Genomic DNA, 24,056 nt, shown 5'->3' with positions numbered 1-24,056 from the left:
TTTGACTTTATAGGATCATTTTTTTGATTAAAGTTAACTAAACAGATAGGAATAATAGAAAGGCGGATATGAAAGTATCGGCGTCTTTTTAAAAGATAACAGTATAAACTAGTGCCTACTAGACAACTAGCGGCCCTCAATTTAAAGATTTCTTTATTCGTTTAAGAAATTCTTTAAAATGAGGGCCCTTTTAATTCAAAAATCATTGGAGGAATGGAAAATGGCGAAAAAACGAATTTATTTAAACGCATTTGAAATGAATTGTGCAGGTCATCAATCACCGGGATTATGGACACATCCGGAAGACGAGTCTCATCGTTATAAGGATTTGCAATATTGGGTTGAACTCGCAAAAACATTAGAAAAGGGGCAATTTGATGCCATTTTTTTAGCTGATGTATTAGGAACATATGATGTTTATAAGGATTCAAGGGATCCTGCAATTAGGCAAGCAGCCCAAACACCGGTCAATGATCCACTTTTACTCGTACCAGCAATGGCTTCAGTAACGAAACATCTCGGTTTTGGGGTGACTGCATCCGTCACGCATGAGCATCCATATACTTTTGCCCGCCGCATCTCTACATTAGATCATTTAACTAATGGACGGGTGGGATGGAATATTGTCACCTCATATTTAAAAAGCGCTGCTTTGAATATGGGATTAGACGGACAAATTAAACATGATGAACGTTATAACATCGCGGAAGAATATTTAGAGGTTTGCTTCAAATTATGGGAAGGTAGCTGGGAAGATGATGCAGTAGTCAGAGACATTGAGAAGAAAGTTTTTACAGATCCTGATAAAGTTCATGACATTGAACATGAAGGAAAATATTTTACTGTCCCTGGGGCTCATCTTTGTGAACCATCACCACAAAGAACGCCTGTCATTTTTCAAGCAGGATCATCGTCGAGAGGAAGAGAATTCGCAGCTAAAAATGCAGAATGTGTATTCATTTCTACGCCGACGATTCCAATTGCGAAAAATTATGTACAAAAACTGCGTGATGAAGCAAAGGAAATTGGCAGAAAGCCAGAGGGAATTAAGATTCTTAGTTTATTTACCCCAATTGTCGGTAGAACGCAGGAAGAAGCAGAAGCAAAGTACCAAGATTACAAGCAGCATATTAGCTATGAGGGGGCATTAAGTTTATTTGGCGGATGGACTGGAATTGATTTATCTAATTATGAACCGCATGAAACGTTGCGTCATGAAACGAATGATGCGATTCATTCCGCGGTAGAGACGTTTACGAAAATCGACCCTAATAAGCAATGGACGGTTCAGGAAATTGCTGAATTTGTAGGAATTGGTGGCATTGGTCCCGTTGTCGTTGGGACTCCTGAAACGATTGTAGATGAAATGGAAAAATGGGTTGATGAAGCAGGAGTAGATGGATTTAATATCGCTTATGCTGTTACGCCGGGTACATTTACGGATTTTGCGGAGTTAGTAACGCCAGTCTTGCAGGAAAGAGGGTTAATTAGGTCGGAATATGATGGCAACACATTAAGAGGTAATTTATTTGGATATAATCAGTTGCCACATACGCATCCGGCAAAACAATTTACTAAACAACTATCAGTAACAAAATAAAAGGAGGGTGACTATGTCAGTAGCGATTGAAAAAGAGATAACCGCCGATAATATTCGCGTGAAAATACGAAAACTTGTTGAAGAAGTGATCCGCCCAAATGCAGAAATCATTGACAGAGAAAAGAAGTTTCCTAGAGAAAATCTTCAAGCATTAGCAAAGGACGGATGGAATAGCTTGCTTTTACCAAAAGAGCTTGGCGGACTTAATCTTGACTATACAGCGCTTGGAATTGCCGTCCAGGAAATTGCCAAAGCATGCCCATCAACTGCTCTTATTTATACGATGAATGTGGAAGCGACGTTGATTATTTATAAATTTGGTAATGAGGAACAATGGCATCGTTGGCTCAAACCTGTCCGTGAAGGGAAAATTGGCACAACTGCGACTAGTGAAAAAGCATCAGGAGGGCAGTATTGGATTAATCTTAGTCGAGCAGAGCACGCTGAAAACGGCTATACTTTCAACTTTGAAAAATCATTTGCTACGAGTAGTGGCCAAGCCGATTTTTATATTATTCAAACTGGGTCACCGAATGCCATTAGGTCGGATGATTTAAGTTATTTCATTGTTGATGCAAAGCGATCGGGGATTGAAACAGGTGAATGGGATGCTTTAGGTGTAAGAGGAAACTATAGTTCCTCCATTACATTTAATAATTTCTTTGTTCCTGAACAAGACCGGATTGGAGAAGAAGGGATCGGCAGAGAAGTCATTGGCAGCGGGGTTGGATATTTGCTCGGGATTGGGGCTACTTGGACAGGGACAGCAATTGGAATTTACGAAGAAGTAGTTGCTTATGCTAAACATACAATTCACCGAAACGCTCATAAAAATCTTGCGGATTATCAAGTGATTCGTCATCAGTTAACGAATGCAAAAATAGTAATAGAAAGTTTAAAAGCTTGGCAAAAGGAGCTTTCTTATCAACTAGATGAATGGCAGCGTTCAGGAGAAAAATCTCCGCCAAGTGAACTGGTTTTTACGTTATTAGAATTTAAAGTGCATGCATCGGAAGCAGCCAATACAGTTGCCCAAATTTCAATGGATGTGGCCGGTGGATACGGTTATAAAAAGGGAACGTTAGAGCGGTTATATCGGGATGCAAGAGCGGGAATCGTTATGGGTCCATCGAATAATTTGGCAAAAGAAATTATTAGTAAACATCTTGTTGGACTAGATGCTGATCTGTGGGCATTGTCCAACTGATAATAGACTCTCGGAATTTCGAGTGGTAAATTTGCTGAATTTCCAAAAGTTTACTGGGAATTGAGCTAAATTGAAAATTTGGTATTCATTTTCAAAACTTTTTTCAAAAAAAGACACACCAAAGAAGCGTCACATATTTATTTTTTTAAAAGGATGTTTTGTAAACATTGTACTTACCAAGATAGTGCATGGCTGATTTCCGCTACAGTTGCTCGCTTTCCGCGGGGCGGGCGGTGAGCCTCTTCGGCGTAAACGCCTGTGGGGTCTCACCTGTCCCGCTGATCCCGCAGGAGCTCCAATCAACCTTCATCGGATTTTGTTTTAAAAGCAACAAACCTTTGGATAAAATCCTTTAAAAAGAAGCGGCCATTGAAGAGAAAATATGAGCTTTTAGGAATGATAGTTCATCTTTTTGATGGTCAAACCAGGCGTCTATGTGTTGGCACATCATAATGGCGTAAGTCCGTATGTACCACATTTTTGTAGAGCGATGCCGACCAGATTCCAAGTGATAATCAACTTTTCCCGTTTGTTTGAACGTTCTACCGGTGTTCGTCTTTAATAAACGAGCTTCCACTTTTCAGACGTTCTGGGAGTGAAGTTTTGATCATCTTTATGTGCAATAATGGTAGGCTTCAATTGCAACACCTCAATCGCAGTTAGTAAGGAAATAAACCCCTTCACCTGCGATTATTGAGCCTTTTTAAAAAGTCAAGTGTTTTCGACAAAATCAAGAACAAAATTCACTGTATGACTAACAAACTTAAGCACATGAGCAAAAGAATATCTTAGTTGATTGAAGTGGAAAGCGTCCGCCTGGAACGGAAATTAACGGTGGCTAGCTCTCACGTTGTATGTAGGTTATTAACTCGTTCAATATAGAACAGGTAATTTTACCAATAAAAAGCGAAATATCCCCCTATTAAATAGGAGGGGAAATAAAAAAACGGTACTAGAAAGCCTTGTACCATCTAACTCGGTGAATGCCGAGAGTCTATGATAAATAATGGAGGAAAACAAAGTGAAAATATTAAAAAAAACTAGAAATATCATCGGTGCTTTTGGCATTATTTTTGGCCTCATCCTTTTATCGGCTTGTACGATTGAAACAGGAAAGGCAAATGTAACGGAAAATGGTGGCACGCAACAAGAGACAGAAAAAAGCGCATCTAAGACAGTAAGTTCGAATGTGACAGGAGTTGTCGACGACTTACCAGTACCATCGCTTGAAGGGAAGAAAATTGGAGTTGCGGTAATTGGAACAACTCATAACTTTGATCGCCGTGCATATCAAGGGATGCTTGACAGAATTGAAGAACTAGGTGGGACAGCAATTCCAGTTGATGGAGAACGAAACGATCAGAAACATATTGCCGATATAGAAAACTTAATTACACAGAAACCGGATGCAATTATTAAAGAGCTTGGTGATACAGAAGTGTATGAACCCGTATTGAAAAAGGTTCATGATGCTCATATTCCTTTATTGACAGTGGACCATTCTAGCCCATATAGCATTACTAATCATTTATCCGATAACTATTACATTGGAGAAGCGTTAGCGAGACAAGTGTTTGAGGATATCGGTGGTAAGGGGAAAATTGTTGTTTTTAATGGTTTTAGTGGAGTAAGGGTATGTGAGATTCGTTACGATATGTTGAAATACGTTGCAAAGGATTACCCGGAAATTGAGTTTATCGAACCAGAATTACAAGATATTATACCAGGAACAGTTGAAGATGCGCGCAAAAAAATTCAAGATTTACTTGTAAAATATCCGAACAAAGGTGATATTGCCGCAATTTGGGCTGCATGGGACCTGCCAAGTATTGGTGCAGCACAAGCTGTTGATGCTGCTGGTCGCTCAGAAATTAAAGTATATGGAGTGGACGCAGAACCGGCGGCAATAGAGCTTGTCGCTGACCCTAATAGTTCTTTTGCGGCGGATGTGGCACAGGATCCATATAAGATTGGTCAAGCAGCTGTTGATTCAACCGCACGTCATCTATCAGGGCAAGATCTACCAAAATCAATATATGTAGAGTCTAAAATGATCACTAAGACCAATGCCGAGGCATACCTTGCTGAAATTGAAAATGAAGAATAAGAACTTTTTAATAGAAAGAAGGTGAAGCTCATGTCAGACCAACTGCCAATTGAAATGAAATCTGTAAGTAAAAGTTTCCCGGGAGTAAAGGCATTGCAAGCTGTTGATTTTCAGCTGGCGAGTGGTGAGATTCACGGTTTACTCGGTGAAAATGGGGCGGGGAAATCAACTTTAATGAAAGTTTTAGCCGGTCTTTATGAACATGATCGTGGGGAAATCTTCATTCATGGACAAAAACAGGAAAAATTAACGCCCAAGCTACTTGAAACGCTTGGTGTGCAATTTATTCATCAAGAAAGGCTGATGATACAAACCTTCACAGTCGCCCAAACTTTATTTTTAGGGAATGAACGGACTACTCGATTTTTGAAATTAGCAAGGCGTAAAGCGATGGAAAAAGAAGCAGAAAAAATTATTGAATATACAGTTGGATCGGTGATTCCTGGAAACAAACTAATCTCTGAATTAACGGTCGGAGAACTTCAATTGCTGCAAATTAGCCGTGCATTAATGAAGGAGCCAAAAGTGATTGTGTTTGATGAGCCAACGGCAGTATTAGCAAAAAAAGAGGCGGAAAAGTTATTTTCCATCATCCAACAACTGAAAGAACGAGGCTTATCTATTATTTATATTTCACACTATTTTAAAGAAGTATTGGCGTTATGTGATCGTATTACTGTTTTGCGTGATGGAAAAAAGGTTGCGACTGAGAGTGTTGCTGGACTGACAGTTGAAGATTTAGTATACAAGGTGGCAGGAAAACAAATAGAGCATCAATTTCCAAACAAAGATTGGGAATACGGGAAGACGCTGCTTTCAGTCGAGGATTTACATCATAAGCATGATTTTCGCAATATCAGTTTTGATATTAGACGAGGCGAAATTGTTGGTTTAACAGGTTTAATGGGATCTGGCTATACGAGTGTAGGCAAGGCGCTATTTGATCAGAAAGCAATTACCCATGGGAAGGTCGTATTCAATGGAAAAGAGGTTAATCGTTTGCGCCCTGAAAAGGCAGTGAGCTTAGGGATCGCCTATGTACCGGAAGATCGGCGAAATCTTGGCATTATTAAAAGCATGTCTGTTAAAGAAAATATTACTCTTACGAACTTAAGAGGGGTAAGCGATCGGTTGGGATTGATAAAAAATTCAAAAGAAAAAACAGCAGCTGACGCATTCATCAATGAGTTATCGATTCGGACACCTAATAGCGATGAGGAAATAAATGGATTAAGTGGAGGAAACCAGCAAAAAGCAGTCATCGCTAAATGGCTAAATAGCGAGGCAAAATTATATATTTTAAATCAACCGACTTCGGCCGTAGATGTAGGAGCGAAAGCAGAGATTTATCAGTTAATCGGAAAAATGGCGAAAGAAGGGGCAGCTGTACTACTCATTTCGCAAGACCTACAAGAACTGGAAGGTTTATGTGATCGCACATTCATCATGTACCGCGGTGAAGTAACCGAAGAGTTATCAGGCATTGACATGACAGCTGAAAAAATGATGATTTCACTGATGGGAGGGGATAAACATGCAACAAGCAGCGTTGGCTAAATCATTTCTGCGGGGAAGAGACCTATTCCAGTACAGTGGGTTGATTACATTTATAGGAGTCGCGTTATTCTTTTCATTGAGCTCATCTTTTTTTCTTACTGCAGAAAACGTCTTAAATATTTTAGTGCAATCAAGTGCATTAGGCATCGCTGCCTGTGGATTGACAGCCGTCTTAATGGGAGGCGGCAACGATGTGATCAAGGGCGGGATGGATTTATCGATTGCGAATAACCTTGCTTTCAATACGGCGCTTACTGCCGTATTAATTGGAGCAGGTCATTCATTCTTTATTGCTTTTGGGATTGCATGTTTGTGCAGTATTGCAGTAGGAATCATCAATGCGTTTACCGTTGTTAAATTTGGCATCATTCCCTTACTTGCGACATTAGTTATGATGTATTTACTTCAAGGGATTGAATTATTGCTGACTAAGAATACAACAGTCAGTGTGCCTGATCCGATCTTAAACGCGGTGGCGAATGGAAAATTATTCGGTATCCCGGTTCCGATTATCATTTTTGCAATCACAGTAACCATTTTGCATCTTGTTTTTAGTAAATCACAGTTAGGTCAATGGGTTCATGCAGTTGGTGGAAATACCGAAGCAGCTAGAAGTGCAGGCATTAATATTAAAGCAATCGTTAGTTTTACATATATTATCGCAGGAGTAACAGCGGCGGTTGCCAGCTTGCTCGTCTCCTCAAGAATTGCTGGCAGTGTCCCAGGTATAGGCGATATGATGCTTATGGATATTTTACTTGCCGGATTATTAAGTTCTATTTTTACGCGTCTATCGATTCCGAATATCCCAGGTACGATTGTCAGTGCTATTTTTGTCGGTATGCTCACGAATGGATTTACACTTATTCATGTACCAACGTATTGGATTTATGCGATTAAAGGTGTATTAATTCTTGTAGTCGTATCTGTGACGACAATTAGACAAAGGAGGGCTAGCAGCTATGCATAAGGCGGTATTGGAAGGTAAGTTACAAGCTAAGAATTTTGTGAAAACGAAAAAAGACTGGTCACAATACAGTACGCTATTTGCATTCATTGGTTTGGTTTTTGTTTTTTCTATCATCACTCCATCCTTTGTAGGATGGACTAATATCGCAAATATTCTTAGTCAATCAGCAATTCTTGCCCTCGTTGCGATCGGACTGACATTTGTTATTGCAAGCGGTGGTATCGATCTTTCCGTTGCTGCTTATTATGATGTCGGGGCGCTCGTTTCAATCATTAGTTTGCAAGCGGGGCTTGGTTGGATTCCGGCTCTTCTTTTAGGAATTGTAGCTGGCGCGCTTGTTGGTGCTTTTAACGGTGCATTTGTTGTCATTACTAAAATCAATCCTTTTTTAGTCACACTCGGAACCTTGTTTATTATAGAAAGTGTCGAAAAAATTATAACTACAGGCGGTGAATCAATTTATTTATCGCGAATGGATGATCTGTTCAAGTGGCTTGGTCAAGGCAGTATTTTGCTAATCACAACAGCTAGCGGAGGAAGAATCGATTTTAAATTTTCAATTATTTTGGTCATCGTTATTGGGGTAATTGCTCATATGTTGTTGAAAAAGACGATCTTTGGCAGACGCTTATTTGCACTTGGTTTTCAAAAAGAAGCGGCCGCTTTATCAGGTGTGCCAGTTGGAAGATACACGATTTATGCTTTTATTGTTTGTGCTGTCATATGTTCATTTGCCGGAATGATCGGTGCTTCTGTTCTTTCGTCGTTTACGCCTGGAAGCGGTCGTTATTATTTACTTGATGCGATTGGAGCCGTGTTTATCGGTAGCACTTTACATAAGCGCGGCTCTGCGAATATTTTAGGAACATTGATTGGCGTATTGATTTTTATTACCGTATCGAATGGACTTAATATTGCCGGTGTCAATTATTACTGGCAAAACGTAGCAAGAGGGATATTAATTTTTGGCATCTTATTACTAGATTCGTATTTAGCAAAGAAAAGGAGAAAAATGAAATGACAGTGGCAGTGAAAGATTATTTACAAGTGGTGAAAGAATTAAATGATTGGTTTGCATTAGATGTGATTAAGCGCGATAAAGAGGGAGGAGTTGCGAAGACACAAAAAGATGCAATTAGAGAAGCGGGATTGCTACATTTATTAACACCGAAGGAATACGGTGGTGCAGGTGAAAAGTGGTCAACTGTTCTTCGACTGGTCAGAGAGTTTGCGAAAGTAGATCCGTCAGTAGCCCATTTATATGGATATCATTTTTTGCAATTGGTTGCCCCGCATATGTCATCGTCAAAGGAGCAAAAGGCATTCTATTACAGTGAATCGGTAAAAAATAATTGGTTTTGGGGAAATGCCTTTAATCCATTAGAGAGGAAATTGATTGCTAGCAAAGACGGTGATCGTCTCATATTGAATGGATCAAAAACGTTTAGTACAGGGTCACAGGACGCAGATGTTTTGTTAGTTTCATGGGTGACTGAAGTAGGAGAAGCAAATGTAACGGACACAGTTAGTGGTGCAGCAGTGATTCCGCTCCCGCGAAAAGGCGTGACAGTCCACCATAATTGGGATGGCATTGGCCAGCGGCAAACAGAGAGCGGATCAGTTACATTTGATAATGTTGCTGTGGAGCTTCATGAACAATTGGACTATGTATATGAAAATAAATCACATTTTTCAAAACTATCGGCAGTTCTTTCACAAATTATATTAGCAAATGTATTTGCCGGAATTGCTGAAGGGGCGATCACTTCAGCCCGCGATTATACAAAATATAAAAGTCGCCCATGGATTCAATCCAATGTACAGGAAGCATCAGAGGATCCGTATATATTGCATTCTTATGGAGAGTTTTATATAAAATTGCAAGCAGCTATTAGTTTGGTAGAAAAAGCGAATGAAAAAGTGGATAGCATTTGGCATAAAGATCATCAATTAACGGAAAATGAAAGAGGCAATTGTGCATTACTTACTTCGTCCGCTAATGCTTTTGCAGGAGAATTGGCGTTAGAGGTGAGTAATGGTATTTTTGCAGTAATGGGTGCGAGGTCTGCGACAACGTCAAATGGATTCGATCGATTTTGGAGAAATGCACGCACGCACACACTGCACAATCCAGTCTCTTACAAGAAAAAGAACATAGGGAACTGGTTCCTTAATGGTGCTTATCCAAAACCGGGGGCATATTCCTAAAATCGCAATTGTTAAAAACAAGACAAAAAGCTGCCTCAAAGTGAGATAGCTTCTTTGTCTTTTGTAGAAATATAACGCCAAAAAAATGGTAAAGAAACGGAATTGCGTAACTTGCGGGGAGAATTGCGTATCTTTTTAATTAATTGCGTAAGTTTCGGCTTAATTGCGTAACTTTCTAATTTCGCGCAATTACTTTCCTCTTTTTGTGAAGCGGCGACCACCAATTCAGATCTCCCATCAATTTCATCAGTGAAGGGACAAGGATCATTCGTACAATCGTCGCGTCGATAAATATGGCCAATGCGACCGTGGCACCCATTTGCTGAACTGGGACAATGCCGGTGAAGGCGAAAGCCCCCGTAATCACGATCATAATCGCTGCTGCAGATGTAATAATTTTACTTGTAGAAATCAATCCTTCAAGTGTGGAACGATCATTATCTCCGGTTTCTTGATAAATTTCATACATGCGTGAAATTAAAAATACTTCATAGTCCATGCTCAGTCCAAAGACGATGCTAAAAGCAAAGATTGGAATCATTAATGCGATATCAGATGGGGCGCTGCCGAGATGTCCGCCTTGGAATAGCCAGACGATAATCCCAAATGTACAGCTTAAGCTAATTACATTCATAATGATGGCCTTTAATGGAATTAACACCGATTTGAACGCGAAAAAGAGCACGATGTACGTAGAAATTAAAATGAACGCAAGGCTGTATCCAATTTTATCGTAAATTTCATCAAAGATTTCTTGTTGGAACTTCGAAAAACCACCAACTTTTATATCTAAATCATGTTGTTTGTCATTCCAATCACTTACCCAGTTTTTCGCTTTTTCTGATGAACCATCTGCCTGTAATTGAACTTGCAGAAGTGCTCGTTCTCCGTTCGTAAGCTGGTCAAAAGCTGGTTCTACCTGTGCTCGCATTTCTGGAATTTCAAGGGCGAACACAAGCTCATCGGCTGTCATATTTGTTGCGGATAGAACGGAATCGACCTTAGTAACGAGCGGATCATCCTTTAACGCAGCAATTAGGTCTTCTAATTTTTCAAGTGAAGCAGTTTCGGTCATTTCCTCGGTTGCTTTTGCGATTAAAGGAACCGTCGTCGCTCCCTTATCAGCAAAGGTTTCCTCGTACTTTTCAAATGTTGTCCGCGATTCATAAGAAGTTGGGAGCGCATCTGCTTCTGGGATGGTCAGCTTCATGTTTCCAACCGGAAGTGCGCCGATTATAAGTAAGCCGGTCGCAACGATCGCCATGATGACTGGACGCTTCATGACAAACGCCGCAAATCGATGCCAGCCGCTTATTCGTTTTTCTTTTATTTTTAAAATTGTCCACTTATTAATATGCGGACCTAATACAGACAATAATGCCGGTAAAAAAGTGACCGCGGCAAGTACTGATGTGAACACAACGGCAACACCGCCTAATGCGACCGATTGGAAAATCCCGACTTGAATAAATAGCATCGCAACGAGACCAAGTAGCACACAAAAGCCAGAGAAAACAATCGCCCTTCCAGATGTAAGCACCGTTTTTACCGTCGCATCCTTCACAGCCTGCTGGTCTAATTCTTCTCGAAAACGATTGACGAATAGGAGCGCGAAATCGATTCCTAATGCAAGCCCAATCATCGGTGCCGTATTTAACACAAAAATCGATAAATCTATTTTTTGTCCGGTAAAATAAAGCAGGCCCATTGCGATGACGACACTAACAAAGCCAGTAATGAGCGGGATCAGTGCTGCAACGATTCCTCGAAATGCAAGGAGAAGCACGATAAGGGCAATTGGAATTCCGATTAATTCGGCGCGAACTAAATCATCTTGTGACGCCTTATTCATATCTTCGGCAATAACAGCCCCGCCTGTTAAACCAACGGAAATTGACGCTTCATCAGTGAGATTGGAGCGAATTTCTTTGATCGTTTCCACTCGTTTTTCATCAGGTCCGTCATAAGAAAGAATCGCATACGAGCGATTGTCTTTCATCTCAGATGGCGGACTATACAAATGTACATGTTTGATGTTCACAATATGGTCCAATTTTTCATCTATAAAAAGGGAGAAATTGTCATCTGTTGCATCTTTCTCCTTTTCAAAAAGCAAAATCATCGAAGTAGCAGGAATTTCGAAATCAGATTGCATCATTTCTTCAACTTCCGCATACGTTCCTGCGTATTCAAAACCATCTCCATTCAAAACGGTAGGAAGTTTTAAAGCGAAAAATCCAAAAAATAAGACGAGCACAGCCCAAAGGACAAGGACTAATTTTCGATATTTGTATGTAAATGAAGCAAGACTTTTCATAACAATCCCCATTTCCTAAACGATAATTTCATCATAATGGATTAAAAGAATGGTTGCTAGTAAGATGTGACAAAGGGGAGAATGCAATGGCCGATGTACGAAAGGATGTTTCAATGGAAATGTCCATTGCATGTATTGAGGGAAAATTTGAACGTGGCTGTATTTAATGAACTTTTAAATTTATGGCATACCTGCGAAAACAAATAAGCAGGGGATTCTAATCCCCTGCTGTTTGCTTAAAACTTGTAAGTGATTGAATCGCTTGGTCTTCAGTTAAGAAAAAGGCAGTGCTTCCAAGTGTTTCATATAATCCGCTCTTTTTAAATAAATCGATTCCCCAACTTGGCAATCCGGCAATAAGCACATCCCCGCCGTTTTTCTTTACTCCAGCTATAAAGGAAGCGAGCTTTTCTTCTCCTGTCGCATCAATCATTGATACTTCACTCATATTAAGGATAATCGCATTTGGAGCACGTTGTAATGTCGAATGGAGTGAATGTTCAAGCGCTTGTGCCGTCCCGAAAAATAACGGACCTTTTACCGCGAATGTTCGATAATTAAAATGGGCGGTTAAATCCAATTTACGATCATTGAATTGAAGCGATTCGCTTTTCTTTTTTATAAAAGAAAGAACAGCAAGCAGTAATCCCGCTTGAACCGCGACCGTTAAATTGACGAAAACGGTCAATACAAAAGTGGTCAGTAACACGAGCGAGTCACTCGTTTTTATTTTTAAAATATGGCCGAATGCTCGATATTCACTCATGTTCCAAGCGACAAACATTAGCAGTGGAGCCATTGCAGCGAGTGGGATATGTGAAGCGTATGGTGCCAATAATAGTAAGGTCAATAATACAAATACACTATGAATAATCCCCGATAAAGGGCTGACAGCTCCGGAGCGAATATTTGTAGCCGTTCTCGCGATGGCTCCTGTCGCTGGAATTCCGCCGAAAAGAGGAGTAATGATATTGGCGATCCCCTGTCCGAATAATTCACGGTTTGAATGATGTCTCTTTCCAGTCATGCCATCGGCAACAACCGCTGAAAGCAAGGACTCAATTGCACCAAGTGCAGCAATGACGAGTGCGGCAGACCAAAGCTCTGTTATTTTACCAAAAGTAATTTCAGGAAACTTAAATTTCGGTAACGATTGCGGGATTTCACCAAAAACGGTTCCGATTGTATCCAATTTATTCGGATAAAAATAGACAGCAATCAATGTCGGAATAATTAATGCTACGAGCAAGACTGGTACACGCGGTGCATAGCGCGTCACGACAATAATGACGAGTAGCCCAATTAAAGCGGTGAGAATGCTATATCCGTTCAATTGTGAAAAATGCTTGAAAATTTCCAGCATATTTTGATGAAAATATTCCTTTTTCTCAAGCTCAGAAAGACCGAGAAAATTTCCAAGCTGGCCCGTAAAAATAATGACAGCAATCCCTGTTGTAAAGCCGATCGTTACCGATCTAGGAATATAGTGGATGAGACTGCCGAGCTTGAAGAACCCCATGATGACGAGTATAATCCCCGCCATAAAGCCAGCGATTAATAAATCTTCGTATCCATACTGAAGAACGACAGCTAGTAAAATAGGAATAAACGCTCCCGTTGGACCAGCAATTTGGAAGCGAGAGCCACCGAGCAAAGCAACAATCAAACCTGCGATAATCGTCGTATAAATTCCATATTCAGGCTTTACGCCTGAAGCGATGGCAAAAGCCATCCCAAGAGGAATGGCCACAATACCGACAGTAATCCCAGAAATGAAGTCTTTGCGCAGATTTGCAGGTTCATACCCGCGAAACCGATCATCAGCAAACAAATAGCTTCACCTCGAATAATTTTATGTGAAAAGATGAACAAATGTAAAATGAAATTATGTTAAACTATTATAATTATATCAAAAAATAGGTGTAATTTCAAATAACCGGATGAAAGTGCATTCATTTCAAAACTTTTCTCAGCCTCATCCATCTAAACAGAAATGAAAAAATGAAGGTGGGATGAATTCCTTGCCTGATTATGATAAACAAGCAATTTCTCAATAGTAGCGTCTCCTATCAGCTAGTTAATGAATGATGGCCATCAAATCGCTTTCTAAAGGAATGGCTCAATATGAAGTATTATATATTCCGACAGACACCTATATTTGGCATATATATGGGGAAACGTATGAAGAATTAATTAAACTTGCGAATTTATTTAAATTTGATTAATAAAAATCATTTTTCCATTGCTCGTCGCGATGGGGAAATGATTTTTTTCTTATTTGAACGAACTTTTCTATCCAGAAATGCATGGCCAAATAGATTTCCAAACTAAATTATTCCACTTGCTTAAGAAAGAAATGATTACCGATTTATGTCGATCCAATTATAATGGAGAAATCGGTGAATGCGCTTTTCTGTGAAGGAGGGAAGATATGATAGGAAATCTATGTAAAAAAATAACAGAATAAGAAAATAGGAGTGATGGGAAATGATTATTACAACAGAGCTAGCGCAACCAATTGTCAATAAAATGATGAAAGTAGTAGACAATAATATTAATATAATGAATCACGAAGGAATTATTATGGCAAGTGGAGATAAAGGGAGACTTTATAAAAAACATCAAGGGGCTATCGAGGCTATCGAATTAAAACGTGAGAGAATAATATATTTGTCTGAAACAAATAATATGGCTGGAACGCAGCCAGGGGTAAATTTGCCGATTGAGTTTAATCGTGAAATCATCGGGACAGTAGGCATTACTGGTGATCCAACAAAAATATATAAGCTATCCCATATTGTAAAAGTAACGGTAGAATCTTTAATTCATCAGCAATACCTTAGCGATAAGCTTAGGTATAGACAACGGGCAGTTGAAGAATGGGTGCTAGACGTTATCAATCCTAACTATCATCGTTTGGATGAACTTCTTGCTCGAACAACTTATTTAAATCTTAATATTACGACATCATGCCTTGTAATGATGATTGAAGTGAAAAATTTAATGGTTCAAAAGACAACTAATTTAGTCCTTTATGAAGATATTCAACATCTTGAGCAGCGTTTTATACAAACGGTTCAGTTTATTTATCCAGATCTTCATTTTATTGCGAGTATTGGCAAAGGAAATTTTTTGGCCGCTATCCCGGCGAGTAGCTCGGCAGTCAAAATATTTAATCAGCTTGAGAGGGAAAATTGGCAAGTGAAGATTGGTGTTAGTAATCCTCAAAACGGCATTCAAGGTTATCGATTGGGCTACTTTCAATCACAAACAAGCTTAGCTATTATGAAAAAGCTAGAAACGGAAAGAAAGATATCGAACATAGATGAGTGGGGAATCATTCAATATATTTATAAAATACCAGAGGAGGCTAGAAATACATTGGTCGATCACCTTGTTAAGAAGGATGGATATTTAGATTCTGAACTGTCTAATACGCTTGAAAGCTTTTTTAAAAATAATAAAAGTATTGCTGAAACGGCCTCTGAGCTCCATATACATCGAAATACTCTGTTGTATAGGTTAGAAAAAATTAAGCAAATTTTGGGTCTTGATCCGAGAAATTTTCAAGATGCAATTACTTTGCAAATAATAAATTGGTGTATAAAGCTTCGTTAGTTTTGTATATTTGCACAAAAATACCTCGTAAAAACGTGAAAAATTCGGGGAAATCTATAATGTATTTGGATAAATTATTTGATTAAATAATAGTTAACTTCTTACTAGTGTTACTTTTCGGAATATTAGTAATAGGTTTAGAAGTTAGAAAAATCTAATAGTGTGGAGGCGGAACCGTATATGAAAAGGAGATTTTGGCAGCTGCTTGTATTCGCTTTAGCAATTTCCATTGTGCTTGTTGGCTGTGGAGGTGAGCCATCTAGCAAAAACTCAAGCGGAGATGACGTTATTAAGCTAGGGGTGTTAGAGGATAGGTCGGGGGATTTTGCTTTAGTAGGTGTGCAGAAATATCATGCTGTTGAATTGGCCGTAGAGGAAATCAATAATCAAGGCGGTCTTCTTGGAAAGCAGATAGAAATCGTTGCTCCAGATACACAATCAGATGATAAGCGATATCAAGAAATGGCTAGAAAACTTATTCTAGATGATAAGGTTGATGTAATCATGGGTGCCTTTTCGAGCGCATCACGTGAAGCGATACGTCCGATTATGGAGCAAAATAAGATGCTATATTTTTATAATAATCAATATGAGGGCGGAGTTGCAAGTAAGTATACATTTCCAACTGGCGCAGTTCCCGAGCATCAAGTAATGCCTCTAATCGAATATATGATTAAAGAATATGGGCCAAAGGGATATATTATCGCGGCTGATTACAACTTTGGACAAATTACTGCGGATTGGGTTCGGGTTGCATCAGAACAATATGGCGGAGAAATTGTAGGAGAAGAATTTATTCCGTTAGGAGTTTCGCAGTTTAGTAGTAATATTAGCCGAATTCAAAAAGCGAAACCCGACTATTTAGTCGTGCTTTTAACAGGGGCTAAACAATCTTCCTTTTATGAACAGTGGAATACGTCAGGGATAAAAGACTTACCTATGGCTACAACGATTAATATGGCGCAGCAATATGAACATAAACGATTTAACCCTCCAGCTCTTGCCAATATGTATGTAACCGCCCCTTTTATGGAGGAACTGGACACGGATGAAGCTAAAGAGTTTGTCAAAAAATGGCGGGATAAGTTTCCGGATGATGATTATATCGGAATGGAAGCAGAAGCACAGTATACCGGAGTTTATTTATGGGCAAAAGCAGTGGAACAGGCTGGTACAACAGATACAGAAAAGGTTATTGAAGCTTTAGAAAGCGGATTGAGTGTTGAGGGACCTGCCGGCAAGGTAACGATTGATCCAGAGTCACATCATGCAATTAAGGATGTTTATTTAGTACATGCGGACGAGCAACATAACATAACTTTTCCGTATAAGTGGGAGCAAATTAAACCATATTGGCTCTCTCAAGAAAAGAATGTTGATTTAACAAAGGATTCGCCAAATAAGCAGTTTACTCCACTTGATTAACAATTCTAGAATTGGAGAAGGTATATATGGGAATTTTTGAAAGTGCTTTCAATGTGCTTTATATTTTTATTGATCATTTTGCGTTTTTAATCCTAGCAGCGATTGGATTAGCGATTATTTTTGGGATGATGGGAATCATTAATCTGGCGCATGGTGAGTTTATAATGCTAGGTGCCTACATTACGACATTTTGCGTTTTATCTGGTATTCCGTTGCCAATATCAATATTAATCGCTTCTCTTGGCGTTGGTCTATTCGGATTAATCATCGATCGACTTGTGATTAGACATCTTTATGGACGCCCGCTTGATTCAGTTGTAGCCACCTGGGGGATCAGCCTCATAATGAGTCAAGGGATGCTTATATTGATGGGACCGACTTTGCAAGGAACATCAACTCCTTTAGGATCCTTTGCTGTAGGAGAGATCACTTATTCCACGTATAGAGTTGTATTATTTTTTATATCAGTAGCATTGCTTCTATTCATGTATTGGATTTTCATGCATACGAAGTTTGGCCTTCGTTCACGAGCGACGATGCAAAATAGTGAAATAGCACGAAGTTTAGGAACAAATACAACAAAAATGTATGCGGTTACTTTTGTTATTGGGTCAGCATTTGCTGGCCTTGCCGGTGGACTTTATGCACCAACTACAGCAATTAGTCCAAGCTTTGGGACAGGTTTTCTAATGGAAAGCTTTGTCACAGTAATTGTAGGTGGGGCAAATCCATTAATTGGAACAATTATGGCGGGTGGATCATTAGGTGTTGTTAACAGTGCATTATCTTATCTATTTGGAACGTTTATTGGCAGGCTTGGTCTACTCGTCGTGGCAATTATATTTATTAGAGTTTGGCCATTTGGATTTTCTGGGCTAGTTGAGAAAAGAATGATGCAGGTGAAAGCAAAATGAAAAAATTGAATACTGAAAATATCGTTGCATTGTTACTTTTTATAGGATTACTTTTATATCCTATCATCGCATCTGGGTATAGTGTATTAAATATGACCTATTTTCTTACGATGATCTTCCTTTCTCTTAGTTTAGCGTTTATTTGGGGATTTACAGGTATTTTTAGCTTTGGTCAAACGGCGTTTTTTGGAATCGGCGGGTATTCATACGCTTTAATCACTTTAAATATGAATACGACTTCATTTAATATATTTGCATTGATTTTGGCGATACTTATTGCCGGTCTTGTTGCTTGGGTTCTAGGCTGGTTCATGTTTTATGGTGGCGTTAATGATGTTTTTGTAGGTCTAGTTACGTTATGTGTAACGTTAGTTCTTTCAACTTTTTTAGCTCAATCTGCGGGTTCTCAATGGAAAGTATTTAATGTTCCATTAGGTGGGGATAATGGGATCAACAATATCCCGCCTATATCCCTTGGTGTCGAACTAATTGGGAATCCTCTATATTATTTTATTTTAGTGTTGCTAATTATTATTTACTTAACGTTACGGAAATTACTTAACTCTAAGATGGGATATAGCATGTTAGCGATTCGCGAAAATCGTGAACGAAGTAAACTGTTCGGATATAACATCCCGCTTCTACAAACACTCGTATTTTCAATAGGTGGCATTTTAGCCGGACTTAGTGGTGTTCTTTATGCAACGTGGGGAGGATATATGGCGCCATCTACAATGAGTATTTCAGCGGCAGCATTGCCAGTTGTTCTGGTAGCAGCGGCTGGCCGGAAAAACTTAACGGCAGTAATGTTATTTACAATTATTTACTATTTATTTTCTCAATATCTTTCTGTTAGTGGTAGTGAATACGCATTAGTCATTTTAGGGTTTACATTAGTAGTTGTTATCCTATTAGTCCCGCAAGGAGTAATTTTGACTTTATTCAATATCGTTGATCGATTTTTTTTCAAAGATAGAAAGTTAGATCTCTCTTTAAAAAGAAAGGAGAGCGTGCATGGACAAAGTGAAGCAAATAAACTATAAGGCTAGTCAATTAAAAACGGAGCAAATGTTGAAGCTTGAGGGAGTATCAAAAGATTTTGGTGGCATTAAAGCCGTTGATCAAGTGAACCTAACTGTTAATAAAGGGGAATTACGTTGTTTAATTGGTCCAAACGGTGCCGGAAAAAGTACCATTTTTAAATTGATTATGGGAATTTATGAAGTAAGTAGCGGCAGGATTCTGTTCAATGGGCAAGATATTACTAGATTTCCAGTTTGGAAAAGATCTCGATCCGGATTAAGCATTAAAATGCAAATACCTGGAGTGTACGGAGAATTAACGCTTAGGGAAAATATTCGGATTGCAGCTCAAAACTTTGTTTCTAAACAAGAACTTGAAGATGAAATTGATCGATTAATTGATCTTGTTGGGATTACCCATTTAGGGAATCCCTTAGTTCGGAATCTTTCACATGGTCAACAGCAATGGTTGGAAATTGCGATGTCATTGGCATCAAAGCCTGATTTATTATTATTAGACGAACCTGCCGCAGGGATGGGACCGGAAGAAACGGAATTTACCGCTCAAATTATTCGAAGATTGAATAAAAGTGGGTTAACCATTATTTTTATTGACCATGATATGGAATTCGTTCGTGAGATTGCTGAAAAAATAACAGTATTACATTATGGTCGGCTCTTTGCGGAGGGGACATTGGCCGAAATCGAATCAAATGAAGAAGTAGTGAGCATTTATTTAGGTAATGATTAGCATCCGTTCATTGGAGGGAATTCCATGTTAAATGTCGAAGGTGTTACTTCAGGATATGGAAAAGTAACGATCATTAGAGATATTAATATAAAAGTTGAAAAAGGCGAAATTGTTTCGATTATTGGGAGAAATGGTGTAGGGAAGAGTACATTTATAAAAAGTATCATTGGTCTGCTTAAATCAAATGCTGGAAAAATCGTATTTGACAATCAGGACATTACGAAATTAGATTCTTTTGAACGTGCTCGATTAGGCATTGGCTATATACCTCAGGGGCACGGAATCTTCCCGAAGTTGACTGTTGAAGAAAACCTTAAGATGGGTGAACAAATAAATATACGCGCGCAAAATGAAGATTACGATGTTATATACCATTACTTTCCTCGTTTAAAAGAAAGGTTGAAACAAAGGGCAGGTACATTAAGTGGAGGAGAACAAGCTCAGCTGGCGATTGGCAGGGCTTTGATTGGTAAACCGATGTTACTATTACTGGACGAACCATCCGAAGGAATACAGCCAAATATTATTAGTATGATTAGGGATATTATTCATCAAATTAATCGAGAGCTTGGATTGACGGTACTATTTGTAGAACAACATATTGGCTTGATACTAAAAATGTCTGATCGATGCTATGCAATCGATAAAGGGAGCATTATAGGCGAACATAAAGGAAAAGAAATTTCACCTGAAATGATAAAAAAGTATTTATCCGTATAGGAGGTATTTTATAATGGAGAAAATTAAAAATAGGAAAGAAATTAAACAACCAGGTGCTCATAGTTATGTTTTTAGCCGATATTTAGAACCAATTGCCAGTGTAAAGCCAGGAGAAGAAGTAGTCATCTTTACAGAGGATGCATTTGAAAATAGAATTACAAAAGAGTCTGATCTACCATCTAAAGTTTTAGGAGAATATTTGAATCCACAAACTGGTCCAGTGTATATTGAGGGGGCCGAGCCAGGGGATACACTCGTTGTACATATACTAGATATTGAACCTACACGTGATTGGGCTGTTAGTGTATTGAATCCTCACTTTGGTGGTTTAACAGCAACAAATACGACCCGACTTCTCCATGAGCCGCTTCCAGAGAAAGTATGGATTTATCAATTAGAAGACGGGCTGCTTAGTTATAATGAAAGATTAACCTTTCCTTGGAATCCCTTCCTTGGAACAATTGGAACCGCGCCCAATTTAGAGGCACTTTCAGCATTAACACCTCTAGACCATGGTGGAAACATGGATGTACCGGATGTAAAGCCGGGAAATAGTATTTATTTACCTGTAAATGTAGAAGGCGCTCATTTCTTTACTGGAGATTGCCATGCTGCCCAGGGAGAAGGTGAATTATGCGGTGTTGCCCTAGAGATTTCTGCAAAAGTAACGTTAAAATTTGATTTAATCAAGAATAAAAAAATTAATTGGCCAAGAATTGAAAGTCCTACCGAATTTATGACGGTTGGCAGTGCTCGTCCTATGGAAGATGCCGCAAGAATCGCTTATGCTGAATTGATTGAATGGTTAGAAGAATTAGGTTGGGATCGCTTGGAAGCTTATCAAGCTCTTACACAAATCGGAAAGCTTTACGTCGGTAATATGGTAGATACGAATTATTCATTGGTTGCTAAAGTCGAAAAAAAATATGCATTAATATAAAAGTTTTTAAGAGTGATAGAAAAGAGGGCATTGTGATGAAGATTGTGGTAGCTCCTGATTCTTTTAAGGGAAGTCTTCCGTCTGCAAAAGTGGGAGAAATTATTAAAAAGGCTCTCATTCAGGAGATTCCGGATGTAGATGTAGAAGTCATTCCGATGGCTGATGGAGGGGAAGGAACGATTGATTCCTTTCTCTCTACGCTCAATGGTGAAAAAAAGAAAATTGTAGTATCTGGACCAACGGGGAAAAAGATTGAAACATATTTTGGAGTTTTAGACAAAGAGCAAATCGCTGTAATAGAAATTGCGTCAATCGCAGGTTTTTCGATGGTTCCTGAAAACGAACGTGATCCATTTGTATTAACGACATATGGACTTGGAGAATGTATAAAACAAGCTTTAGAGCAAGGGTATAAAAAGCTTATTATTGGTTTGGGAGGTAGCGCTACAAATGACGGTGGTTTAGGAATGTTACAAGCGTTAGGAGTTTCTTTTTATGATAAAGATCATAAGCCATTACCTCCTATTACGTCTTCTTTAAGTAAAGTACAGTATGTTGATTATACTTCTATTCATCCACAAATTAGTGATGTGGAAATCTGTATAGCAAGTGATGTGAACAATCCTTTATGTGGGGAGAACGGAGCCTCCGCTATTTTTGGACCGCAAAAAGGAGCAACAACTGAACAGATTAAGGTGCTAGATCATTCATTAGAAATGTATGCGAATCGCATAGAAAAACATTTAGGGAAGGCATATAAAGATTTACCGGGATCAGGGGCAGCGGGAGGAATCGGTTTCGCATTATTAACTTTAGGTGCGAAAATTATACCAGGGGCTGCTTTACTAACTGAAATGATAGATTTTAAAAGAAAACTAGATGGAGTAGATTGGCTAATCACGGGGGAAGGGAAGACAGATGAACAAACGCTAAGTGGTAAGTTACCGCTCGAATTAGCATCCCAGGCGAAAGAAGAAGGGATTCCAACCATCTTACTTTCAGGGGCAGTGGATATAGAGCTTGAAGCTTTATATCAATATTTTCAAAGCATTCATTCGATCAGTAATGGTCCGTTAACGTTGCAAGAATCTTTAGAGCAGGTCGAACGCTTATTACATCATAAAACACGAAATATAGCTAGATTAATTAAGGTGAATCCCTTGTAATTACCTGATAAGGCAGTAATGTTTTATGAATACGATTGCTCCTGAATAGGGCGTGAATGTTAGATTGTTGCTAAAATTTATTTTAATGCTTTTATCATATACTGTCATTGGATACATAATTGAGTATCAAATACGCCCTTTGTTTGTATAACAAAGGGGATTTTTTTTATGAATGTATATATTTACATTTTTGAAGGGGGAAAAGTATATGCAAACGACACTTTTATATGGTAAAGAAAATATGACCCTAAATGTGCCTGATCATTCTCAAGTAATTGAGCCAAATCATTTACCGGCATTACCTGATGAAATAAAAGGATTAAGACAATCATTAAGAAATCCAATAGGAACAGCTGCTTTGAAGCGCATGGTGAAAGCAACGGATAAAGTTGCGATTGTTATTAGTGACATTACACGGCCCACACCGAATGATAAATTGGTACCGGTAATCATAGAGGAATTAGAGCATGTTCCGCATGAGAATTTTGTGATTATCAATGGTACCGGAACACATCGTGACCAAACACGTGAAGAATTTGTGCAAATGCTCGGAGAGTGGGTAGTTGATAATATAAAAATTATTAATCACCAATGCCATAATTATGCCATGCTTGAGAATGTTGGGAAAAGTACATTTGGATGCGATGTTTATTTGAACAAAGAATATGTAAACGCTGACTTTCGAATCGTTACTGGATTTATTGAGCCACATTTTTTTGCTGGTTTTTCTGGTGGGCCAAAAGGAATTATGCCTGGAATTGCGGGAATTGAAACGATCATGACTTTTCATAATGCAAGAATGATCGGAGACCCGCTTTCAACATGGGGGAACATAGAAAACAATCCACTTCAGGATATGGCTCGCGAAGTAAATGGGATGTGTAAACCTCATTTTATATTGAATGTAACGTTAAATCGCGAGAAGGAAATTACAAATGTGTTCGCAGGTGAATTAATTGAAGCTCATAACCAAGGATGTGAATATGTAAAAAAACATGCAATGACAAAATGCGAGAAGCGATTTGATGTTGTGATTACGTCCAATTCTGGCTACCCGCTTGATCAAAACTTATATCAAGCGGTTAAAGGGATGAGTGCTGCCCATAAAATTGTAAAAAAGGGTGGTACGATTATTATTGCATCTGAATGTTCAGACGGTCTTCCGAATCATGGTCATTACTCTGATATATTGAAACTCGCTCAAACCCCACAAGACATATTAGATCTAATCAGTGATCCAGCATTTAAACAGTTTGATCAGTGGCAGGTTCAAAAGCAAGCATCGATACAAGTTTGGGCAGATGTGTACGTGTATTCATTGTTAACAGAGGAACAGGTAAAACAGGCAATGCTACATCCGACAAAAAGCATTGAAAACACATTGGATGAACTAAAAGAGAAGTATGGAGAAAACATGACCATAGCGGTCCTTCCGCTTGGACCATTAACAATTCCATATATAGAAGCAGAAACAATTGTCAATACAAAATAGCTATCATTTGTGGTATCTTTAAGGAAGGAAAAAGTACAAAAA

Annotated in this window: 19 protein-coding genes; 17 read left to right on the top strand and 2 right to left on the bottom strand. The window is 38.8% G+C overall.

What is annotated here, in order from left to right; genetic code table 11:
* The first annotated feature begins 220 nt into the window (after window positions 1–220).
* From KHA95_RS00425 to KHA95_RS00395, 7 genes are all read left to right on the top strand, one after another.
* Window positions 221–1,600, top strand: coding sequence for an LLM class flavin-dependent oxidoreductase (locus KHA95_RS00425; RefSeq protein WP_213135524.1), 1,380 nt, complete (start codon window positions 221–223; stop codon window positions 1,598–1,600).
* A gap of 13 nt (window positions 1,601–1,613) precedes the next feature.
* Window positions 1,614–2,807, top strand: a complete 1,194-nt coding sequence (locus tag KHA95_RS00420) for an acyl-CoA dehydrogenase family protein (RefSeq protein ID WP_213135523.1) — start codon at window positions 1,614–1,616, stop codon at window positions 2,805–2,807.
* Between the two features lie 1,021 nt (window positions 2,808–3,828).
* On the top strand, window positions 3,829–4,914 hold the full coding sequence (locus tag KHA95_RS00415) for a sugar ABC transporter substrate-binding protein (RefSeq protein ID WP_349305411.1): 1,086 nt from the start codon (window positions 3,829–3,831) through the stop codon (window positions 4,912–4,914).
* 30 nt (window positions 4,915–4,944) lie between these two features.
* Window positions 4,945–6,471, top strand: a complete 1,527-nt coding sequence (locus tag KHA95_RS00410; RefSeq protein ID WP_213135521.1) for a sugar ABC transporter ATP-binding protein — start codon at window positions 4,945–4,947, stop codon at window positions 6,469–6,471.
* On the top strand, window positions 6,449–7,441 hold the full coding sequence (locus tag KHA95_RS00405) for an ABC transporter permease (protein ID WP_213135520.1): 993 nt from the start codon (window positions 6,449–6,451) through the stop codon (window positions 7,439–7,441). Before KHA95_RS00410 ends, KHA95_RS00405 begins: the two co-directional genes overlap by 23 nt.
* Complete coding sequence (locus tag KHA95_RS00400; protein WP_213135519.1) at window positions 7,434–8,462, top strand: ABC transporter permease; 1,029 nt, start codon at window positions 7,434–7,436, stop codon at window positions 8,460–8,462. Before KHA95_RS00405 ends, KHA95_RS00400 begins: the two co-directional genes overlap by 8 nt.
* Window positions 8,459–9,649 (top strand): acyl-CoA dehydrogenase family protein, encoded by a 1,191-nt coding sequence (locus KHA95_RS00395; protein WP_213135518.1) that lies wholly within the window; start codon window positions 8,459–8,461, stop codon window positions 9,647–9,649. The genes KHA95_RS00400 and KHA95_RS00395 overlap by 4 nt, the downstream gene beginning before the upstream one ends.
* 175 nt (window positions 9,650–9,824) lie before the next feature.
* Here the strand turns inward: KHA95_RS00395 and KHA95_RS00390 are convergent, their stop codons facing one another.
* Complete coding sequence (locus tag KHA95_RS00390; protein WP_213135517.1) at window positions 9,825–11,966, bottom strand: MMPL family transporter; 2,142 nt, start codon at window positions 11,964–11,966, stop codon at window positions 9,825–9,827.
* Window positions 11,967–12,183: 217 nt separating this feature from the next.
* Window positions 12,184–13,797, bottom strand: coding sequence for a SulP family inorganic anion transporter (locus tag KHA95_RS00385; protein WP_213135516.1), 1,614 nt, complete (start codon window positions 13,795–13,797; stop codon window positions 12,184–12,186).
* Between the two features lie 253 nt (window positions 13,798–14,050).
* Between KHA95_RS00385 and KHA95_RS00380 the strand changes: the two genes are divergently transcribed.
* The 10 genes from KHA95_RS00380 to larA all read left to right on the top strand — a co-directional run bounded on the left by KHA95_RS00380 (window position 14,051) and on the right by larA (window position 24,014).
* Window positions 14,051–14,191 (top strand): hypothetical protein, encoded by a 141-nt coding sequence (locus tag KHA95_RS00380; RefSeq protein ID WP_213135515.1) that lies wholly within the window; start codon window positions 14,051–14,053, stop codon window positions 14,189–14,191.
* 262 nt (window positions 14,192–14,453) lie between these two features.
* The gene (locus KHA95_RS00375) at window positions 14,454–15,584 is read left to right on the top strand and encodes a CdaR family transcriptional regulator (protein ID WP_213135514.1); all 1,131 of its coding nucleotides are present in this window, start codon (window positions 14,454–14,456) and stop codon (window positions 15,582–15,584) included.
* 180 nt (window positions 15,585–15,764) lie between these two features.
* Complete coding sequence (locus KHA95_RS00370) at window positions 15,765–17,009, top strand: urea ABC transporter substrate-binding protein (protein WP_213135513.1); 1,245 nt, start codon at window positions 15,765–15,767, stop codon at window positions 17,007–17,009.
* A gap of 26 nt (window positions 17,010–17,035) precedes the next feature.
* A complete protein-coding gene (locus KHA95_RS00365) occupies window positions 17,036–17,923 on the top strand; it encodes an ABC transporter permease subunit (RefSeq protein WP_213135512.1) in 888 nt (295 codons plus the stop codon).
* Window positions 17,920–18,966 carry a branched-chain amino acid ABC transporter permease gene (locus tag KHA95_RS00360; protein WP_213135511.1) on the top strand — a complete coding sequence of 349 codons (1,047 nt, stop codon included), beginning with the start codon at window positions 17,920–17,922 and terminating at the stop codon, window positions 18,964–18,966. The genes KHA95_RS00365 and KHA95_RS00360 overlap by 4 nt, the downstream gene beginning before the upstream one ends.
* Window positions 18,938–19,696, top strand: coding sequence for an ABC transporter ATP-binding protein (locus KHA95_RS00355; protein ID WP_213135510.1), 759 nt, complete (start codon window positions 18,938–18,940; stop codon window positions 19,694–19,696). Before KHA95_RS00360 ends, KHA95_RS00355 begins: the two co-directional genes overlap by 29 nt.
* Before the next feature lie 24 nt (window positions 19,697–19,720).
* The gene (locus KHA95_RS00350) at window positions 19,721–20,416 is read left to right on the top strand and encodes an ABC transporter ATP-binding protein (protein WP_213135509.1); all 696 of its coding nucleotides are present in this window, start codon (window positions 19,721–19,723) and stop codon (window positions 20,414–20,416) included.
* 13 nt (window positions 20,417–20,429) lie between these two features.
* Window positions 20,430–21,356, top strand: coding sequence for an acetamidase/formamidase family protein (locus KHA95_RS00345; protein ID WP_213135508.1), 927 nt, complete (start codon window positions 20,430–20,432; stop codon window positions 21,354–21,356).
* 35 nt (window positions 21,357–21,391) lie between these two features.
* The gene (locus KHA95_RS00340; RefSeq protein WP_213135507.1) at window positions 21,392–22,522 is read left to right on the top strand and encodes a glycerate kinase; all 1,131 of its coding nucleotides are present in this window, start codon (window positions 21,392–21,394) and stop codon (window positions 22,520–22,522) included.
* A 208-nt stretch (window positions 22,523–22,730) separates the two neighbouring features.
* Window positions 22,731–24,014, top strand: a complete 1,284-nt coding sequence (larA, locus tag KHA95_RS00335; RefSeq protein WP_213135506.1) for a nickel-dependent lactate racemase — start codon at window positions 22,731–22,733, stop codon at window positions 24,012–24,014.
* The last annotated feature ends 42 nt before the right edge of the window (window positions 24,015–24,056 follow it).

Origin of the sequence: Bacillus sp. FJAT-50079 (assembly GCF_018343515.1) — a bacterium.
In the GTDB taxonomy this organism is placed as follows: domain Bacteria; phylum Bacillota; class Bacilli; order Bacillales; family Bacillaceae_C; genus Lederbergia.
Note: the sequence above shows the minus strand (reverse complement) of the source record. Positions and strands in the feature narration are given on the sequence as shown.